General features: G+C 70.8%; 14 protein-coding genes. 7 read left to right on the top strand and 7 right to left on the bottom strand.

All coding sequences use genetic code 11. The features are described from left to right. Window positions 1-3 precede the first annotated feature (3 nt). The 3 genes from sorB (at window position 4) to GA0116996_RS10565 (ending at window position 1609) form a co-directional block, all read left to right on the top strand. A complete protein-coding gene (sorB, locus tag GA0116996_RS10555) occupies window positions 4-648 on the top strand; it encodes a SorB family sulfite dehydrogenase c-type cytochrome subunit (protein WP_092310428.1) in 645 nt (214 codons plus the stop codon). 129 nt (window positions 649-777) lie between these two features. Further along, window positions 778-1134, top strand: a complete 357-nt coding sequence (locus tag GA0116996_RS10560) for an ArsR/SmtB family transcription factor (protein WP_092310431.1) — start codon at window positions 778-780, stop codon at window positions 1132-1134. After that, on the top strand, window positions 1124-1609 hold the full coding sequence (locus GA0116996_RS10565; RefSeq protein ID WP_092310434.1) for an SRPBCC family protein: 486 nt from the start codon (window positions 1124-1126) through the stop codon (window positions 1607-1609). Before GA0116996_RS10560 ends, GA0116996_RS10565 begins: the two co-directional genes overlap by 11 nt. Before the next feature lie 147 nt (window positions 1610-1756). Here GA0116996_RS10565 and GA0116996_RS10570 read toward each other — a convergent pair whose 3' ends face one another. From GA0116996_RS10570 to GA0116996_RS10595, 6 genes are all read right to left on the bottom strand, one after another. Continuing rightward, complete coding sequence (locus GA0116996_RS10570) at window positions 1757-2782, bottom strand: porin (RefSeq protein ID WP_092310437.1); 1026 nt, start codon at window positions 2780-2782, stop codon at window positions 1757-1759. A gap of 55 nt (window positions 2783-2837) precedes the next feature. Further along, window positions 2838-3842 (bottom strand): Bug family tripartite tricarboxylate transporter substrate binding protein, encoded by a 1005-nt coding sequence (locus GA0116996_RS10575; RefSeq protein WP_092310440.1) that lies wholly within the window; start codon window positions 3840-3842, stop codon window positions 2838-2840. A 102-nt stretch (window positions 3843-3944) separates the two neighbouring features. Continuing rightward, window positions 3945-5090: an acyl-CoA dehydrogenase family protein gene (locus GA0116996_RS10580; RefSeq protein ID WP_092310443.1), complete on the bottom strand. Its 1146-nt coding sequence runs from the start codon at window positions 5088-5090 to the stop codon at window positions 3945-3947. A gap of 43 nt (window positions 5091-5133) precedes the next feature. Further along, the gene (locus GA0116996_RS10585; protein ID WP_092310446.1) at window positions 5134-6357 is read right to left on the bottom strand and encodes an acyl-CoA dehydrogenase family protein; all 1224 of its coding nucleotides are present in this window, start codon (window positions 6355-6357) and stop codon (window positions 5134-5136) included. An 11-nt stretch (window positions 6358-6368) separates the two neighbouring features. Continuing rightward, window positions 6369-7043: an enoyl-CoA hydratase/isomerase family protein gene (locus GA0116996_RS10590; protein WP_092310448.1), complete on the bottom strand. Its 675-nt coding sequence runs from the start codon at window positions 7041-7043 to the stop codon at window positions 6369-6371. Continuing rightward, window positions 7040-8263 carry a CaiB/BaiF CoA transferase family protein gene (locus tag GA0116996_RS10595; protein ID WP_092310451.1) on the bottom strand — a complete coding sequence of 408 codons (1224 nt, stop codon included), beginning with the start codon at window positions 8261-8263 and terminating at the stop codon, window positions 7040-7042. The genes GA0116996_RS10590 and GA0116996_RS10595 overlap by 4 nt, the downstream gene beginning before the upstream one ends. A gap of 200 nt (window positions 8264-8463) precedes the next feature. On the opposite strand from GA0116996_RS10595, the gene GA0116996_RS10600 reads away from it, so the two are divergent. From GA0116996_RS10600 to GA0116996_RS10615, 4 genes are all read left to right on the top strand, one after another. After that, entirely contained in the window at window positions 8464-9396 is a 933-nt protein-coding gene (locus tag GA0116996_RS10600; RefSeq protein ID WP_092310454.1) for a LysR family transcriptional regulator, read from the top strand. A 218-nt stretch (window positions 9397-9614) separates the two neighbouring features. Further along, entirely contained in the window at window positions 9615-10868 is a 1254-nt protein-coding gene (locus GA0116996_RS10605) for an alkyl sulfatase dimerization domain-containing protein (RefSeq protein WP_092310457.1), read from the top strand. A gap of 9 nt (window positions 10869-10877) precedes the next feature. Beyond that, window positions 10878-11912, top strand: a complete 1035-nt coding sequence (locus tag GA0116996_RS10610) for a Bug family tripartite tricarboxylate transporter substrate binding protein (protein WP_092310460.1) — start codon at window positions 10878-10880, stop codon at window positions 11910-11912. A gap of 649 nt (window positions 11913-12561) precedes the next feature. Next, on the top strand, window positions 12562-14580 hold the full coding sequence (locus GA0116996_RS10615; protein ID WP_092310463.1) for an alkaline phosphatase D family protein: 2019 nt from the start codon (window positions 12562-12564) through the stop codon (window positions 14578-14580). Window positions 14581-14590: 10 nt separating this feature from the next. Here GA0116996_RS10615 and GA0116996_RS10620 read toward each other — a convergent pair whose 3' ends face one another. Then, complete coding sequence (locus tag GA0116996_RS10620) at window positions 14591-15520, bottom strand: 2-hydroxyacid dehydrogenase (RefSeq protein ID WP_092310466.1); 930 nt, start codon at window positions 15518-15520, stop codon at window positions 14591-14593. Window positions 15521-15522: the final 2 nt, after the last annotated feature.

The following is a 15522-nucleotide window of genomic DNA, read 5'->3' on the forward strand; positions in this document are numbered from 1 at the left end:
GCCATGAAAGCAACCATCGCCCCCGCGCTGCTGGCGCTCGCCCTGCTCGGTGCCGGCCATGCCGGCGCCGCGCCGCAGGACATCAGGCTGCCGGCGGAGAACGTCAAGCTCAAGCCGGCAAAGCTCCCCGGCTACGGCATCGCCATGCAGAAATGCGCGATCTGCCATTCGGCCGACTACGTCTCCTACCAGCCGCCCGGGCTGACGCTGGCGCAGTGGACCGCCGAGATGAAGAAGATGCAGCAGGCCTACGGCGCGCCGATCGACGATGGCGAGGTCGAGCAGCTCGGCGCCTACCTCGCGGTGGCCTACGGCTCGGCAAAAATCAAGGACCCCGAGATCGTGGCGATCGCGCAGAAGGCCGGCAAGCCGGCGGCCTCGGAAGCCGCTGCCACGACCGTGGACGTGCAGGGCCTGCTGGCAAAGAATGCCTGCCTGAGCTGCCATGGCGTGACGCAGAAGCTGGTCGGACCGGCCTATCACGAGGTTGCCACCCGCTACAAGGGCGATGCGCAGGCGCAGGCCAAGCTGGAAGCCAGCATCCGCGGCGGCAGCAGCGGCAAATGGGGCGCGGTGCCGATGCCGCCGTTCGCCAGCCTGAAGCCGGAGGAAGTGAAGGCCCTGGCGGCCTACGTCCGCCAGCAATAGGCGCGAACGCACTGCCCTGGCTGCAAGGCGCCCCGGCTGGTCCGGGGCGTCTTGCATGTCGGGCTTGCAAGTTCTGGCTGGCCCCCTATACTTAGCCGCGTGGCTAACCATTGTGCCGAGTTTGCAGACGTGTCCCAGGCTGTCGATCTTTCCCCGCTGTCCGGCGTGTTCTACGCGCTGGCGGACCCGACCCGCCGCGCCATCGTCAGCACGCTCGGGCGCGGGCCCGAAACGGTTTCGGCGCTGGCGGCACCGTTCGCGATGGCGCTGCCCTCGTTCATGAAGCACCTGCAGGTGCTGGAGCGCAGCGGCCTGATCCGCTCGCGCAAGACGGGGCGCGTGCGCACCTGCGAACTGGTGCCGCAACCGCTGTCCGACGCGCAGCAATGGCTGGCCGACCAGCGCGCCCTGTGGGAGGCTCGTACCGACCGCCTGGCGGCTTTTGTCGAAGCCCTTCACCAAGAGGAGCAGTCCAATGACGAATGAAAACGCCGCCGGCACCGAAAGCCAGGACCTGGTTATCTCGCGCCTGCTCAAGGCCCCGCGCGCCAAGGTCTGGCGCGCCTGGAGCGATCCGCAGCTGCTCAAGCAATGGTGGTGCCCCAAGCCCTGGACCACCGAGGTGCGCGCCTTCGACATGCGCCCCGGCGGCGCCTTCCATACCTTCATGCAAGGCCCCGATGGCGGCACCAGCGACAACCCCGGCTGCTTCCTCGAGATCGTGCCGATGGAGAAGATCGTCTCCACCTCGGCGCTGGTCGCCGGGTATCGGCCCGGCACGCCGTGGCTGTCGATGACCGCGGTCATCACCATGGCCGACGAGGGCGACGGCACCCGCTACATCGCGCGCGTGATGCATCCGGACGAGGCCACGCGCAAGCAGCATGAGGAGATGGGGTTTTATGAGGGCTGGGGGATCTGCATTACCCAGCTGGAGGAGTTTGCGCAGCAGTTGAAGTAGGCGCGTGCAATAGCGACGGCCTTCACTTCGTCGACGCTCCCGCCCTCACCCCGGCCCTCTCCCGCCAGCGGGAGAGGGAGTACACAAGCGGCAGTTGGCAAGCTTGAGGCAATGATGCCGCTGCTCCCGGTGCTACGCGCCCGCCATTCAAAACCGGTGCCGCAACCCCACGCTCACCGACTTCGCATCATCCCCGCTGCCCGGATCGATCACGATGCTGTTGTTGCTGACGCTGCCGCCGGCGCTGTTGTGCACCAGCACCGCGCGCACGTAGGCCGTGGTGCGCTTGCTCAGGTCGTGGTCCCAGCCCAGCGTGACTGCCAGCGGCCGCTGGCCGCCGCCGAGGATCTGGCGCTTGAGCGCGGCGGCCTTGAAGGTGTCGCGCTGGGTCACGGCCCAGCTGAAGGTCACGCCGTAGTGGCGCGCCGAGCGGGTCTCGGGCCGCTCGCTGCTGGCCGCGCTGAACAGCAGGCCGATCTCCACCGGCTTGAAGCGGTACGAGCCGCCGACGAAATGGTTCGACGTCAGCGTCGGCTCCACCTGCAAGTTGGCGCCCGAATACATCCCCTGGTAGCTGTAGAACGCATAGGCGTTGCCCGCCTCCCAGGTCGCGTTCATGCCGAAGTTCAGTCCCGAGCGCGCCGACCCCGGCACCTCGCCCGGCGCCACCGCGGCGCCGAAGCCAAAGCCGCCCCACTTGGGCGAGAAGTACTGCACCGCGTTGTCGAAGCGCGCGCCGTAAGCCACGTGGCCGGTCCCCTGCGAGGCGGTTGCGCTCAGCAGGTTGAACGGCGACACCGCGCCGTTTAGCAGGAACGGGTCCAGCCGCAGCAGCGCATAGAACGACGGCGTGTACTGCCGCCCCAGCCGGAACTCGCCCCAGCTGCCTGACAGGCCCAGGTAGGCCTGCCGCCCGAACAGCCGGTTGTTGCCGAAGAACTCGGTGCCGGTATCGATATTGAAGCCCGACTCGACCAGGAAGTTGGCCTTGAGTCCGCCGCCAAGGTCTTCGATGCCGCGGATGCCCCAGCGCGACGCGGCCTGCTGGCCTTCGCGCATGCGCACCACGCTGTCCGAGCCCTTGGCGTATTCGATCGATGCATCGACCACGCCGAACAACTGCATGGTGCCGGCCGCGGCATTGCCCGCGGCCAGGGCCACGCCCATCGCCATCCACTGTGTTGCCTTCACGCTCTCTGTCTCCCGTCCTCGTTGTTGTGTGTCTGCCCTACTTCGCCTGCAGCCCCGCCACCTTCACCACTTCGCCCCATGCGGCCAGGTCGGCGCTGAGCAGCTTGCCGAGGTCGGCCGGACTCGACGGCGCGGCCGGCTGCAGGTTCATCGCGGCAAACTTGGCGCGGTCGGCCGGGGTCTGCAGGATGCGGTTGACCTCGGCGTTGAGCCGCTCGACGATCGGCGCGGGCACGCCCCTGGGCCCGAAGATCGCGACCCAGCTGGCCTGCTGGAACGGCACGCCCTGCTGCGACATGGTCGGCACGTCCGGCGCGGTCAGCAGGCGCTCCGGGCCGGACACCGCAATGCCGCGGATGCGGCCGGACTTCAGGTGCGGCACCGAAGAAATGGCATCGGTAATGCCGATGGTGACGTGGCCCGCGGCGAGGTCGTTGCTGCACTGGGTCGCGGTCTTGTACGGGATGTGGCGCAGGTGGATGCCGGCCTTGGCCTTCAGGTATTCCATCGCCAGGTGGCCGCCGGAGCCGACGCCCCACGAGCAATAGGCCAGTTCCGTCTTGCTGGCCTTGGCGTAGGCGATCAGTTCCTGCAGGCTGCGCACCGGCACGTCGGCGCTGACCGCCAGCAGGTTGCCGCCGGGCTGGCTCGGCCGCGCGATCGGCGTGAAGTCCCTGACCGGGTCGTACGGCAGCGACGGCGTGGTCCACGGGTTCACCGTCATGGTCGCGGCATAGGTGAACAGCAGCGTGTAGCCGTCGGGCGCGGCACGCGCCACGGTCTCGCTGGCGATGATGCCGTTGGCGCCGGGGCGGTTGTCGACCACCACCGGCTGCTTCAGCCCCGCGGTCAGGCGCTCGGCCACCAGCCGCGCGGTCTGGTCGGTCACGGTGCCCGCGCCCGACGGCAGCACCATGCGGATCGGCTTGCTGGGGTAAGTGGCCTCGGCGTGCGCGCTGGCGGCGCCCGCCAGGATCAGCGCCGCGGCCAGGGCCGCGCGCGTGGCGCGCGTCCTGCGGGCGCCAGTGTGCTGGCTGCTCATATTGCTGTCTCCGTTGCGGCGCAGTGGCCGCGCATGCCGGTACATTGCCGGCGTGTCGTCAGCGGGCGCGCCGGCTGGCCCGGGCGCCCGCGCTGAACCGGCTCAGGCCTGCGCCTGCGCCGCGTGATCGAGTGCCGCCAGCCGCTCGTAGTGCCAGTCGGCATCGCCGAACAGGTTGGCGTGCGCCGCCAGGCGCTTGTAGCAGTGGCCGACTTCGACCTCGTCGGTCATGCCGACGGCGCCGTGCAGCTGCACCGCGTCCTCGCCCAGCGCGCGCCCGGCATCCGAGACAAAGGCCTTGGCATGCGAGACCGCGCGCATGCGCGCCACCGCATCGCCCTGCAGCGCGTCGGCCGCGGCTTCGGTGATGGCGCGCGCCTGCTCGACGCTGACATAGAGGTCCACCAGCCGGTGCCGGATCACCTGGCTGGCGGTCAGCGGCCGGCCGAACTGCTCGCGCGTCGCCAGGTAGTCGCGGGTCAGGTCGAAGGCGCGCGACATGGTGCCGACGGCTTCGGCGCAGGCCATCACGGTGGCGCGGTCGATGGCGGCCTCCACCAGCGGCCAGGCGCCGTCGCGCGCGCCGATACGCGCGCTGTCCGGCACCACGGCGCGGCGCAGCGTCACGCTGGCGGTCTGGCGGCCGTCGTAGGTCGGCAGCGCTTCGACGCTGACGCCGCGCGTATCCGCCGGCACCGCGAACAGGGTCAGGCCATGGCGGTCGCGGCGCTGGCCGCCGGTGCGCGCCAGCACCAGCAGCAGGCTGGCGCTGCCGCCGCCCAGCACCAGCGTCTTGCGGCCGTCCAGCGTCCATTGCCCCGGGGCGTGGGCCTGCGCGGTGGTGCTGATATCGAAGGCGTCATAGCGCCCCTGCGTTTCCCAGGCGGCCAGCGCCAGCATGGCGCCGCCTTCGGCCATCGCCGCCGCGGCGGCCACGTGCGCGGGATCGCCGCAGGCAGCCAGCAGCGGCGCGCACAGCGCGGCATTGGCCAGCCACGGCTCGGCAGGCTGGGCGCGGCCCAGTTCTTCCGCCAGCAGCGCCTGGTCCGTGGCGTCGCCCAGGCCGCCGCAGGCTTCCGGCAAACCCAGCGCAAGCCAGCCCATGTCGGCAAACGCCCGCCAGTGCGTGCGCGAGAACCCATCAGGCTCGGCCAGCGCGGCGCGGCGCTGCTCGAAGCCGTAGCCGCGTTCGACATAGCGCCGCACGCTGTCGCGCAGCATGCGGCGATCGTCCGTTGCATCGCTCATCTGTTCGTGTCCTTATGCAGAGGTTGCAGCCACCGTGGCCGTGCTACAGGCCCAGCACCTGCTTGGCCAGCAGCTCGTGCTGGATCTCGCTGGAGCCGCCGGCGATGGTGTAGCCGCGCGTGACGAAGCGGCGCGCCGAGGCCGCGGCGGCGTAGGGGGACTGGCCCGGTGGCGGCAGCGCCGGTTCGAAATGCGCGGCGCGGTCATAGGCCAGCGTGTCCGGGCCCAGCGCATCGACCGCCAGGTTCTCGATGTCCTGGATCAGCCGGCTGCCCAGCAGCTTGAGCATGCCGGTCTCGGGCCCCAGCGCCTGGCCCGCGCGCGCCTGCCGGCGAAAGCGCAGCACGGTGGCCGCCAGCGCCTCGAGCCGCACCTCCAGCGCGCGCAGCCGGCGCGCAAACCACGGGCGCTGCAGCAGCGGCTGGCCGCCCTCCTCAAGCTCCGCGCCGATGGCGCGCACCTTGGCCAGGCGGCGGCGGTTCTCGGCCACGCGCGCCAGGTTCAGCCGCTCATGCTCGAGCAGCGACTTGGCGATGGCCCAGCCGGCGTTCTCGTCGCCGACGCGGTGTTCCACCGGCACTTCCACCTCGTCGAAGAACACCTGGTTGAACAGGTGCCAGCCATGGATGCCGACCAGCGGCCGCACGCTCACGCCGGGGCTGCGCATGTCGATCAGCAGGAAGCTGATGCCCTGCTGCGCGCGCGCTTCGGTATCGGTGCGCACCAGGCAGAAGATCCAGTCGGCGTACTGCGCGTACGAGGTCCAGATCTTGCTGCCGCTGACCACGTAGACCTCGCTGCCGTCGGGCCGGGTCTTGCGCACCGCGCGCGTTTTCAGCGAGGCCAGGTCCGAGCCGGCGTTGGGCTCGGAATAGCCCTGGCACCACCAGTGCTCCTGGTTCAGGATGCGCGGCAGGAAATACTGCTGCTGCGCCGGCGTGCCGTAGCGGATCAGGATCGGCCCGATCATCTCGAAGGTGATGCCGCCGCTCTCGGGCGCGTGCGCCAGCACCAGTTCTTCCTGGAACACGGCGCGGCGCTCCGGGCTCCAGTCGCAGCCCTGCCATGCGGCGGGCCAGTGCGGCACCAGCCAGCCGCGCTCGGCCAGCCGGTGCTGCCAGTCGACCAGCTCCTGCTTGCTGACTTCCAGCCCGAGGCGGACCTTCTCGCGCACGGCATGGGGCAACGCGCGCGCGACGAACTCGCGCACCTCGCCGCGGAAGGCCTGCAGCGAGGCCTCGTCATCGTTGATTAGGGATTCGGTCATGGTATCTGCCTTCAAGCGTTGCTGGCGCGCGCGACGGAGGCCGCGCGCATGCCGCCCTTGATCGCGGCCACGCCGTCCGCCGGAAAACCGCCGATGGTGGCGGCCAGCCCGCGCGCGCGGTCCAGCACCTGGGTGTCGTCGACCATTTCGGTGGCGATGCCCAGGCGCAGCAACTCAGGCGCGGGCACGCGGTCGCCCAGCAGGCACAGGCGCGCGGCCACGGCTTCCGCATGGCGCAGCGCCAGCCACTCGGCATTTCGCGGCGCGGCCATGCCCAGGCGGATCTCGCCGATCTGCAGGAAGGCGCCGGCGCCGCACACCAGCAGGTCGCCAGCCAGCGCCAGCGCCGCGCCGCCATTGATGGCATGGCGCTCGAGCGCCACCACCCAGGCCTTGCGGCTTTGCCGCAGGCCCTGGTGCACGCGCTCCCACACCGGCGCGAACGCCGCCAGCCCGCCGGCTTCGGCCTGCAGCGCCTGCAAGTCCAGGCCGGAACAGAAGCCGCCGTCGGCGCCGCGCAGCAGCACCGCGCGCACGCTGTCGTCGGCGGCCAGGGTTTCGATCGCGTCGCCCAGCGCGCGCGCCAGCGCCATGTCGATGGCATTGCGGCGCGCCGGGCGGTTCAGCACCAGCTCGGCCCAGCCGGCGTGGCGCTGCAGCAGGACGGGAGACGCGGGCGCGTTCATGCTGCCTCCTGCTGCGCGGCTTCCACGCCGATATTGCCGGCCCGCGCCATGGCGTCGATATCCGCAGCGCCGTAGCCCAGTTCCGCCAGCACCTCGGCGGTATGCTGGCCAAGCCGCGGCACCGCGGGCAGGCCGCCCGCGGGCAGGCCGGCCATGGTGAACGGCAGCCCGGGCAATTCCAGCCGGCCGCCCTCGCCGTCGTCGACGGGCCGCAGGATGCCGCTGGCATGCACGTCGGCGCTGGCCTTGACCTGGTGGTAGTCGCGCACCACGCCCACCACCACCTGGTGGCGCTCCAGCAGCGCGCGCGCCGCATCGCCGCTCAGGTGGCGCAGGGCATCGTGCAGGATTGCCAGCAGCGCGGCGCGGTGCTGGACCCGCAGCGCGTTGCTGGCAAAGCGCGGGTCGTGCGCCAGCGCGGGCTGGCCGATGGCCTGGCACAGCCGCTCCCAGTGCTCGTCCAGGTAGGCCGACAGCACGATATGGCCGTCGGCCACCGCGATCACGTCGGCCGCCGGCGCGGCCTTGGGCTGGCTGTTGCCGCTGCGCACCGGCAGCGCGCCGGAGCACTGGTACTCGGCCCATAGCTGGGCCTGCAGCTGCACGCCCACCGACAGCAGCGAGGTCTCGATGGTCTCGCCGGCGCCGGTGCGCTCGCGCCGGAACAGCGCGGCCAGGATGGCGTTGCCGGCCGCCAGCGCGGTGGCCGCGTCGATCAGCGCGAAGCCGGCCTTGAGCGGTTGCCCGCCGGCCTCGCCGGTGACCGACATCATGCCGCTCTCCGCCTGTGCCGCAATGTCGAGCCCGGGCCGCGTGCGCGACGGCCCGCGCGTGCCGAAGCCGCTGATGGAAGCGTGGATCAGGCCGGGACGCGCGGCGCGCAGCGTGGCGGCGTCCAGCCCCAGCGCTTCCATCACGCCGGCGCGGGTGTTGTGCAGCACCACGTCGCTGGCCAGCGCCAGCCGCCGCGCCGCATCCAGCCCGCCGGGCGTGCGCAGGTCCAGCGCGATGCCGCGCTTGCCGCGGTTGTAGGCCAGGAACATCGGGCTTTGCGGGCTGGTGCCGTCAAAGCGCCGCGCGCTGTCGCCGCGCAGCGCTTCCACCTTGACCACGTCCGCGCCCAGGTCGGCCAGCATCATGGCCGCGCCCGGCGCCGCGATGAACTGCCCGAACTCCGCCACGCGTATGCCTGCCAGCGGCAGGTCTTGCCGGTTTGCCATGCGGTTTCACTCCCCGAAGAAGCCGGCGCGGCCGGCGGTTGGCGTCGATGTGGAGCGATCATGCGTTAGCACCGTGCCTTGCGGCAGATGCCAAAACGGCTGCGGTGCAAACCGTTGGTTAGCACCCTCGGGTTATCCCGAAGCCCGCGGATTGCCGCTATGCTGTGCGCCCAGTGCGTCGTCTGAGTGGAGCCAAATCCATGCGTCTGAGCCAAGTCCAGGACTTCATCGCCGTGGCCGAGCACGGCAGCATCCGCGCCGGCGCGCGCGCCCGCGACGTGTCGGCGCCGGCACTGACCAAGAGCATCCGCCAGCTGGAAGAGGAGCTGCATGTGCCGCTGCTGACCCGCACCACCCGCGGCGTGGTGCTGTCGCGCTTCGGCGAAGCCTTCCTGCGGCGCGCGCGGCTGATCGCCACCGAGGCCCGCAAGGCCAGCGAGGAAATGGCGCAGATGCTGGGCGCGCGCAACGGCGTGGTGCGCGTGGGCGCCACCGGCGGCCCGGCACACCTGCTGCTGCCGGCGGTGCTGACGCGCTTCCGCGCCCAGCACCCGGACGTGCTGGTCTGCATCGACAGCGGCGTCTATCCGATGCACCTCGACGACCTGCGCGCGGGCGTGATGGACATGGCGGTGAGCCCGGTGCCGGACGAGGGCATCGAGCGCGAGTTCACCTGCGAGCCGCTCTACAACAACGATTCGGTGGTGGTGGCGCACCGCGAGCACCCGCTGCGGCATGCGCGCCGCCTGCACGAACTGGTGGGCTCGGACTGGGTGCTGACCGGCCAGCGCATGCAGGGCCCGGGCGCGGCCATCCTCGACGCCTTTCGCGAGCACAACCTGCCGCTGCCGCGCGTGGCGGTGCGCTGCGACACCATCGGCATGATCCAGTCGCTGCTGCAGGACCGCCATCTGCTGTGCATGCTGCCGCGCCAGCTGGTGCCGGGGCAGCTCGCCGCCGCCGGGCTGGTGCCCTTGCCGATCGAAGACCGGCTCCCCAGCCACCGGGTCAGCCTGATCTACCGCGCCGATTCGCCGATGACGCCGGTCGCCGCGCAATTTGCCACGCAGCTGCGGCGCGAAGTGCACTACCTGACCCACCTGCCCGACAGCCCGCTGCGCCGCCCCGCCTGAGCGCGCGTTACCGCAGCGCGCGGCGCGCGGGAACTGCCAGCAGCGGCACGGTGCTAACCAGCGGTTTACACCTGAAGTTCCTGAACCGCCCTGTTGCCGCGCCGGCGCTGCGTTTGCGGGCGGCATGCCGCAGTGCGGCGGGATATTCCCCAATCGCTGCCCCGCGCCCTTTTGCCTGACAGTGATGCCGACATTCAGCGGAACACAGGGAGGCAAGCATGCAGGACATCGAAGAGCGGCCGTCGGCGCTGGTCACGGGCACGGGGATCGACAGCGCCGGCGACGGCGTGTGGCTGCTGCACGGGCAAGGCCAGAGCCTTGTCGCCGATGTGGGCAACGGCCTGCTGGTGGTCGACAGCGGCCCCGGCGGGCGCATCACGCGCGGCATGATCGAGGCACTGCGCACGCAGACCGGTTTGCCGGTGCTGGCGATCTGCTACAGCCACGGCCACATGGGCTACAACGCCGGCCTGCAGCAATGGCTGGACCACGCCGCCGCGCGCGGCGAGCCCGCGCCGCGCGTGCTGGCCCACGTCAACGTGCTGGCGCGCCAGGCACGCTACCGCGAGACCCAGCGCATGCAGGAGCGCATGGCCGAGATCCAGTTCCGCCAGCCGGCCGGCGCGCTGGCGGGCAAGCTGGTCCATGTCGAACCCACCGAAACCTTTGCCGACGGCCTGACCCTGGGCCATGGCGAGCGCCGCGCGGAAATCCTGTGGGCGCCGTCGGAAACCGACGACGCCGTGGCGGTCTGGCTGCCCGGCCGGCGCCTGCTCTACGGCGGCCCGGCGGTGATCGACTCGATCCCCAACATCGGCACCCCGTTCCGCACCATGCGCGACACCGTGCGCTGGGCCGACACGCTGGAACGCCTGGCGGCGCTGCAGCCGCGCTCCGTGGTGCGCGAGTTCGGCGCCACCGTGCAGGGCGAAGCCGAATGCCAGCGCGTGCTGGGCGAAACCGCGCGCGCCCTGCGCTGGCTGCGCGCCGAGGTGGTACGGCTGATGAACGCGGGCTGCAACGAACGCCAGATGCTGGCCGCGCTGCAGCCGCCCGCGGCGCTGTTCGACCAGCCCTGGATGCGGCCCACGTACGGCGACCCCAGCTATATCGCGCGCGACATCTACCGCTCGGAGAACGGCTGGTGGGACCGCAACGCGACCACGCTGCACCCGGCGCCGCCGCAGCAGGCCGCAGCGGAGATCGCCGCCGCCGTGGCCGACCACGGCGCGCTGATCCGCCACGCGCAGGCGCTGGCCGAGCGCGGCGATACGCAACTGGCCCTGCACGTAATCGACGTGCTGGCGCTGGCGCCGGATGAAACCCCCACCGTGCGCGAGGCGCGCCGGCTCAAGGCGGCATGGCTGCGCCAGCGCGCCACGCAGGTGCGCAGCTATGTGTCGCGCAGCCTGTATGGCGCGGCCGCCGACGCGCTCGAGAGCGAAGCGGCGGACAACTTCGGCCTGCACTAGGGAGACACCATGAAAGACACCGTGCCACGCACCCCCCTTGCGGGCGCGCCCACCCGGCTGACGGATGCGCGCCGGCGCGCGCTGCTGCGCAGCCTCGCCGCGCTCGGCCTGGGCGCCACGGCGGGCCGCCTTTACGCCGGCAACGCCTGGCCGGCGCGGCCGATCCGGCTGGTGGTGCCGGCGCCGCCGGGCGGCGGCACCGACCTGTTCGCGCGCACGCTGGCGGCAGCGCTGGGCAAGGCGCTGGGCCAGACCATGGTGGTCGACAACAAGCCGGGCGCGACCGGCATCATCGGCAACGATGCCGTGGCCAAGGCCAGTCCCGACGGCTACACGCTGCTGTTCACCTATGCCGCCGCCGTGGTGATCAACCAGACCCTGCAGCCGAAGCTGCCGTATGACGGCCTGCGCGACCTGGTGCCGGTGGCCCAGATCGGCGCGGGCGGCAATTTCCTGGTGGTGACGCCGGACGTCCCCGCGCGCACGCTCAGGGAATTCGTCGCCCATGTCCTCAAGCGCCCCGATGCCTACGACTACGGCTCATGGGGCATCGGCTCGGGCGGCCACCTGACCATGGAAGCGCTCAGGATGCAGACCGGCATGAAGCTGCGCCACGTGCCATACAAGGGCGTGGCACCGATCCTCGCCGACCTGCAGGGCGGCGTGATCAAGGCGGCCTTCGTCGATACCTCGTCGTCGCTGCCGCTGATCCGCGCCGGCAAGCTGCGCGCGCTGGCGGTCAGCGGCACGCGCCGCGCCCCGGCCACGCCCGACGTGCCGACCATGACCGAGCAAGGCTATCCGTTCGACACCGACAGCTGGTATGGCCTGTTCGTGCCGGCCGGCACCGGCGCCGCGATCGTGCAGCGGCTCAATGCCGAGGTGAACCGCCTGCTGGCGGACGCCGCCATGCGCGAGCGCTTCCTGCAGCTGAACATGGGCATGGCGCCGCCCAGGACCCCGGAACAGTTCGCGCAGACCGTGCGCGCCGACGTGGGCACGTGGGGCAGGCTGATCCAGGCCAACCACATCACCGTCGACTGATGCCGGCGCGCGGCGCCTGCCCTGGCTCCCGCCAACCCGATCTCAGCCTTGGGCTCGGGCACGGAGTGCGTCGCTGCGCTGGCACGCGTTGTCGCGGGCCAGCCCAAAGGCTTTTCTCTTCCGCTGGTTTGCTCCCCTCTCCCGCTTGCGGGAGAGGGGCCGGGGTGAGGGCCGGCGAATCCACGCAGTCAACCGCACCAATCCCCTGTACCCACATCATCCCCGGAATTCGGCGATGAACCTGACTTTATCCCCGAAGAGGACGTGAAAGACGCCGGGTTCCCGCCTACGCGGGAACGACGGTGGTTAACCGAACGGCATTACCCGGCGGCGTTCTGCGTGTCGATGGCGGTATTGCCGCTGGCCACGGCCTCGCCGTGGCTGTTGGACCGCGGCGCGCTCGCCTATGCACCGTGGCTTGGCAGCGCCATGGTGGCGCTGGCGTGCCGCGCTGCCGTGAGGCGACAGCGCCGCGAGCCAGTCGACTTCTTCCTATATCGATGTCGGACCCTCACCGACAGCGCATGCCCGACCCAGCCACTAGTATCGATGCAGAAAAACAGCACGCCCCACGACAGCCTGGTGCCGCAAGCGGCATCCGGGCGCGGCTGCGCGCTGCATGGTCAACAGCAACAACAGGAGGAGCACCATGGACCGCCGCCAGTTTCTCAAGTGGGGGAGTTTCCTGACTGTCACCGTTGCCACCGGCGGGCTCAGCGCCTGCGGCGGCGGCGACGATGACCCGGCGCCGGAACCGGATACCGGCAACCCCGAGAACTTCAACTTCGTGCATGGCGTGGCGTCGGGCGACCCCCGTCCCGACAGCGTGATCGTGTGGACGCGCGTGGAAGGCAGCAACGGCAGGCGCCCGGTGGTGGTGCGGCTGCAGGTGTCGACGCAGCAGGATTTCGACCCGCCCACGCTGTTGGTGAATCAACCGCTGATGGCGCTGCCGGACTGGGACTACACCATCCGCAACAAGGTCACGGGCCTGAGCCCCGGCACCCGCTACTTCTACCGCTTCCTGCTGGGCAACCGCCCCAGCATCACCGGCCGCACGCGCACTGCCGCCGCCGCGGGCACCCCGCTGTCGCAGCTGCGCTTTGCCTTTGTCAGCTGCCAGGACTGGAATGCCAACCACTGGGCCGGCATGGAAGAGCTGGTGCAGCAGGACCTGGACTTTATCGTCCATGTCGGCGACTACATCTACGAAGCCGTGCCCGGCGGCTCGCGCGCCGGCAACGTCGAGGACCGCCACACCGTGCTGCAGCTGCCCAACGGCACCGCGCTGCCGGATGGCAGCATCTACGCCACCACGCTGGACGACTACCGCTACCTGTACCGCAGCTACCGCAGCGACGCACGCCTGCAGGCGCTGCATGCGGCATTCCCGATGATCGCGATCTGGGACGACCACGAGTTCTCGGACAACTGCTGGCAGGACCGCCAGACTTACAACATCACCGACGACCAGACCCCGCGCACCGCGCGCCGCCGCGCCGCCAACCAGGCGTGGTTCGAATTCATGCCGGCCGACGTGACGCTGGACCCGGACAACCCGTCGTTCCAGAACATACAGATCTACCGCGCTTTCACCTTCGGCAATCTCGCCACGCTGCTGATGACCGACGAGCGCCTGTACCGCGCCGACCACATCATTCCCGAGGCCTCGGTCGGGCGCTCGATCGGCAGCCTGTACTTCGTGCCGACGGCAACGCTGGCCGCGGCCGAGGCGCAGAAGATCGCGGCCGCCGGCAACGCGCTGACGCCGGTATCGATGCTGGGCGATACCCAGCGCGCATGGTGGCAGGACCGCATCGGCGCCGATGCCACCACCTGGAAGCTGTGGGGCAACCAGCTGTCGCTGCTGCGCATGCAGGTCGACGTGCCGCTGGCGGTGGCCCGGCTGATCGCACGGGCGCTGGTGGTGGCCAACAACGCGCTGGCCTCGCTCGAGACCGCGATCGCCAATGCGCTGGCCGACGACCTGCGCGCGGCGCGCACCGCCGGCACCTATGCCAACCTGGCCTATACCGCGCTGCGCAACGTACTGGTGCAGGCCGGCATCGACAGCGCCAACTTCGACGCCACGATCAAGCCGCTGATCGAAGCCCGGCTGCCGGCGATCACGCTGCTTGAACGCTTTATCCTCAATGCGGACCAGTGGGACGGCTTCAACGCCGAGCGCAAGAACCTGATGGCGTTCCTGAAGACCAACGGCATCCGCAACGTGGTGGCGCTGAGCGGGGATATCCACGCCTTCTTCGGCGGACAGGTGATGGACGACTACGATGCCGCGGCGCCGGCGCCCGTAATGGTGGATCTGGTCACGGCCGGGCTGTCGAGCAACACGCTGCTCAGCTCCTTCCGCACCGTGGTCGATACCGACCCGGCCTTTGCCGCGCTGCGCGAGCTGATCTACAGCAACGTGGGCGGCACCCTCGTCAATACCTTCGATGCCACGCTGCGCGCCTTCAATCCGTGGCTGCGGCATGCCGACACCAATGCCGAGGGCTACGCGCTGGTCACGCTGACGCCGCAGAAGCTGAGCTGCACCTTCCACACGCTGAAGCCGGTCGCGGGCGGCGCGGCGCCGGCGCTGCCGGCCACTGCCAGCACGCGCTTGCTGGAAGTGGCGGCAGGCACGGCCGATGTGACCGTGACCTAGTGAGCGTGAGTTAGTAGCCGGCCTGCCGGTCCACCAGGTTCAGCAGCGCGCGCCCCGCGCGCGCGCGCCGCAGGTTGTCGAGGCATTGCCGGGCCACCAGCGGGTACGACGGATCGGCCGCGATATGCGGCGTGGCCTCGATGCGCGGATGGTTCCAGACCGGGTCATCCGCCGCCGGCGGTTCCTTGGCGAACACGTCCAGCGCCGCGCCCGCGAGGTGGCCTTCATCGATCAGGGCGACCAGGTCCGGTTCGACCACATGCTCGCCCCGGCCAACGTTGATCAGGTAGGCGCCCCGCGGCAGGCGCGACAAGGTGCGCCGGTCGAGCAGCCCCTCGGTGCGCGGCGTCAGCGGCAGCGTGCAGACCAGGATGTCGCTCTGCGCCAGCATGGCGTCGAGGCCGTCGTCGCCGGTGAAGTCGGTGACGCCTGGCAGGTGCTTGGCGGCGCGACTCCAGCCGCTGACCGGGTAGCCGATGGCGACGAACATGCGCGCCACCTCGCTGCCGATTTCGCCCAGCCCCAGCACGCCCACGCGGCACTGCGCGGCATCGCGCCCCGCATGGCGCTTCCATTCACCGCGGCGCTGCTGCTCGGCGTAGAGGCCCAGCGCGCGGGTATGGCGCAGCGCCATCGCCAGTACGAAGCGGGCGATGCCGGCCTGCTGGCCGGGATCGACGATGCGCGTCACCGGGAGGTGCGCGGGCAGGTCGGGCGCGGCCAGCAGCTTGTCGACGCCGGCGGTGGCGGCGCATACCAGCCGCAGGTTGGGATAGGCCGGCACCACGCCGGGCTTCAGGCCCCACGCGATGATGGCCTCGACCTGTTCCGCGACGGCGGCCTCGCGGCCGTTCCACACGGTGACGTCAGGCGCCGCCTCGCGCAGCAGCGCGGTGATGGGAACCGCCATGAACGACGGCAGGTGGACGAGGATGGCCATGG

This window comes from Cupriavidus alkaliphilus (assembly GCF_900094595.1).
Taxonomy (GTDB): Bacteria; Pseudomonadota; Gammaproteobacteria; order Burkholderiales; family Burkholderiaceae; genus Cupriavidus; species Cupriavidus alkaliphilus.

What these genes read in the sequence shown, in the direction of transcription:
- GA0116996_RS10605 (WP_092310457.1), top strand. Translation starts at nt 9,615, where the DNA reads ATGCAGGACATCGAAGAGCGGCCGTCGGCGCTGGTCACGGGCACGGGG.
- GA0116996_RS10610 (WP_092310460.1), top strand. Translation starts at nt 10,878, where the DNA reads ATGAAAGACACCGTGCCACGCACCCCCCTTGCGGGCGCGCCCACCCGG.
- GA0116996_RS10595 (WP_092310451.1), bottom strand. Translation starts at nt 8,263, where the DNA reads ATGGCAAACCGGCAAGACCTGCCGCTGGCAGGCATACGCGTGGCGGAG.
- GA0116996_RS10590 (WP_092310448.1), bottom strand. Translation starts at nt 7,043, where the DNA reads ATGAACGCGCCCGCGTCTCCCGTCCTGCTGCAGCGCCACGCCGGCTGG.
- GA0116996_RS10615 (WP_092310463.1), top strand. Translation starts at nt 12,562, where the DNA reads ATGGACCGCCGCCAGTTTCTCAAGTGGGGGAGTTTCCTGACTGTCACC.
- sorB (WP_092310428.1), top strand. Translation starts at nt 4, where the DNA reads ATGAAAGCAACCATCGCCCCCGCGCTGCTGGCGCTCGCCCTGCTCGGT.
- GA0116996_RS10570 (WP_092310437.1), bottom strand. Translation starts at nt 2,782, where the DNA reads ATGGCGATGGGCGTGGCCCTGGCCGCGGGCAATGCCGCGGCCGGCACC.
- GA0116996_RS10600 (WP_092310454.1), top strand. Translation starts at nt 8,464, where the DNA reads ATGCGTCTGAGCCAAGTCCAGGACTTCATCGCCGTGGCCGAGCACGGC.
- GA0116996_RS10620 (WP_092310466.1), bottom strand. Translation starts at nt 15,520, where the DNA reads ATGGCCATCCTCGTCCACCTGCCGTCGTTCATGGCGGTTCCCATCACC.
- GA0116996_RS10585 (WP_092310446.1), bottom strand. Translation starts at nt 6,357, where the DNA reads ATGACCGAATCCCTAATCAACGATGACGAGGCCTCGCTGCAGGCCTTC.
- GA0116996_RS10580 (WP_092310443.1), bottom strand. Translation starts at nt 5,090, where the DNA reads ATGAGCGATGCAACGGACGATCGCCGCATGCTGCGCGACAGCGTGCGG.
- GA0116996_RS10575 (WP_092310440.1), bottom strand. Translation starts at nt 3,842, where the DNA reads ATGAGCAGCCAGCACACTGGCGCCCGCAGGACGCGCGCCACGCGCGCG.
- GA0116996_RS10565 (WP_092310434.1), top strand. Translation starts at nt 1,124, where the DNA reads ATGACGAATGAAAACGCCGCCGGCACCGAAAGCCAGGACCTGGTTATC.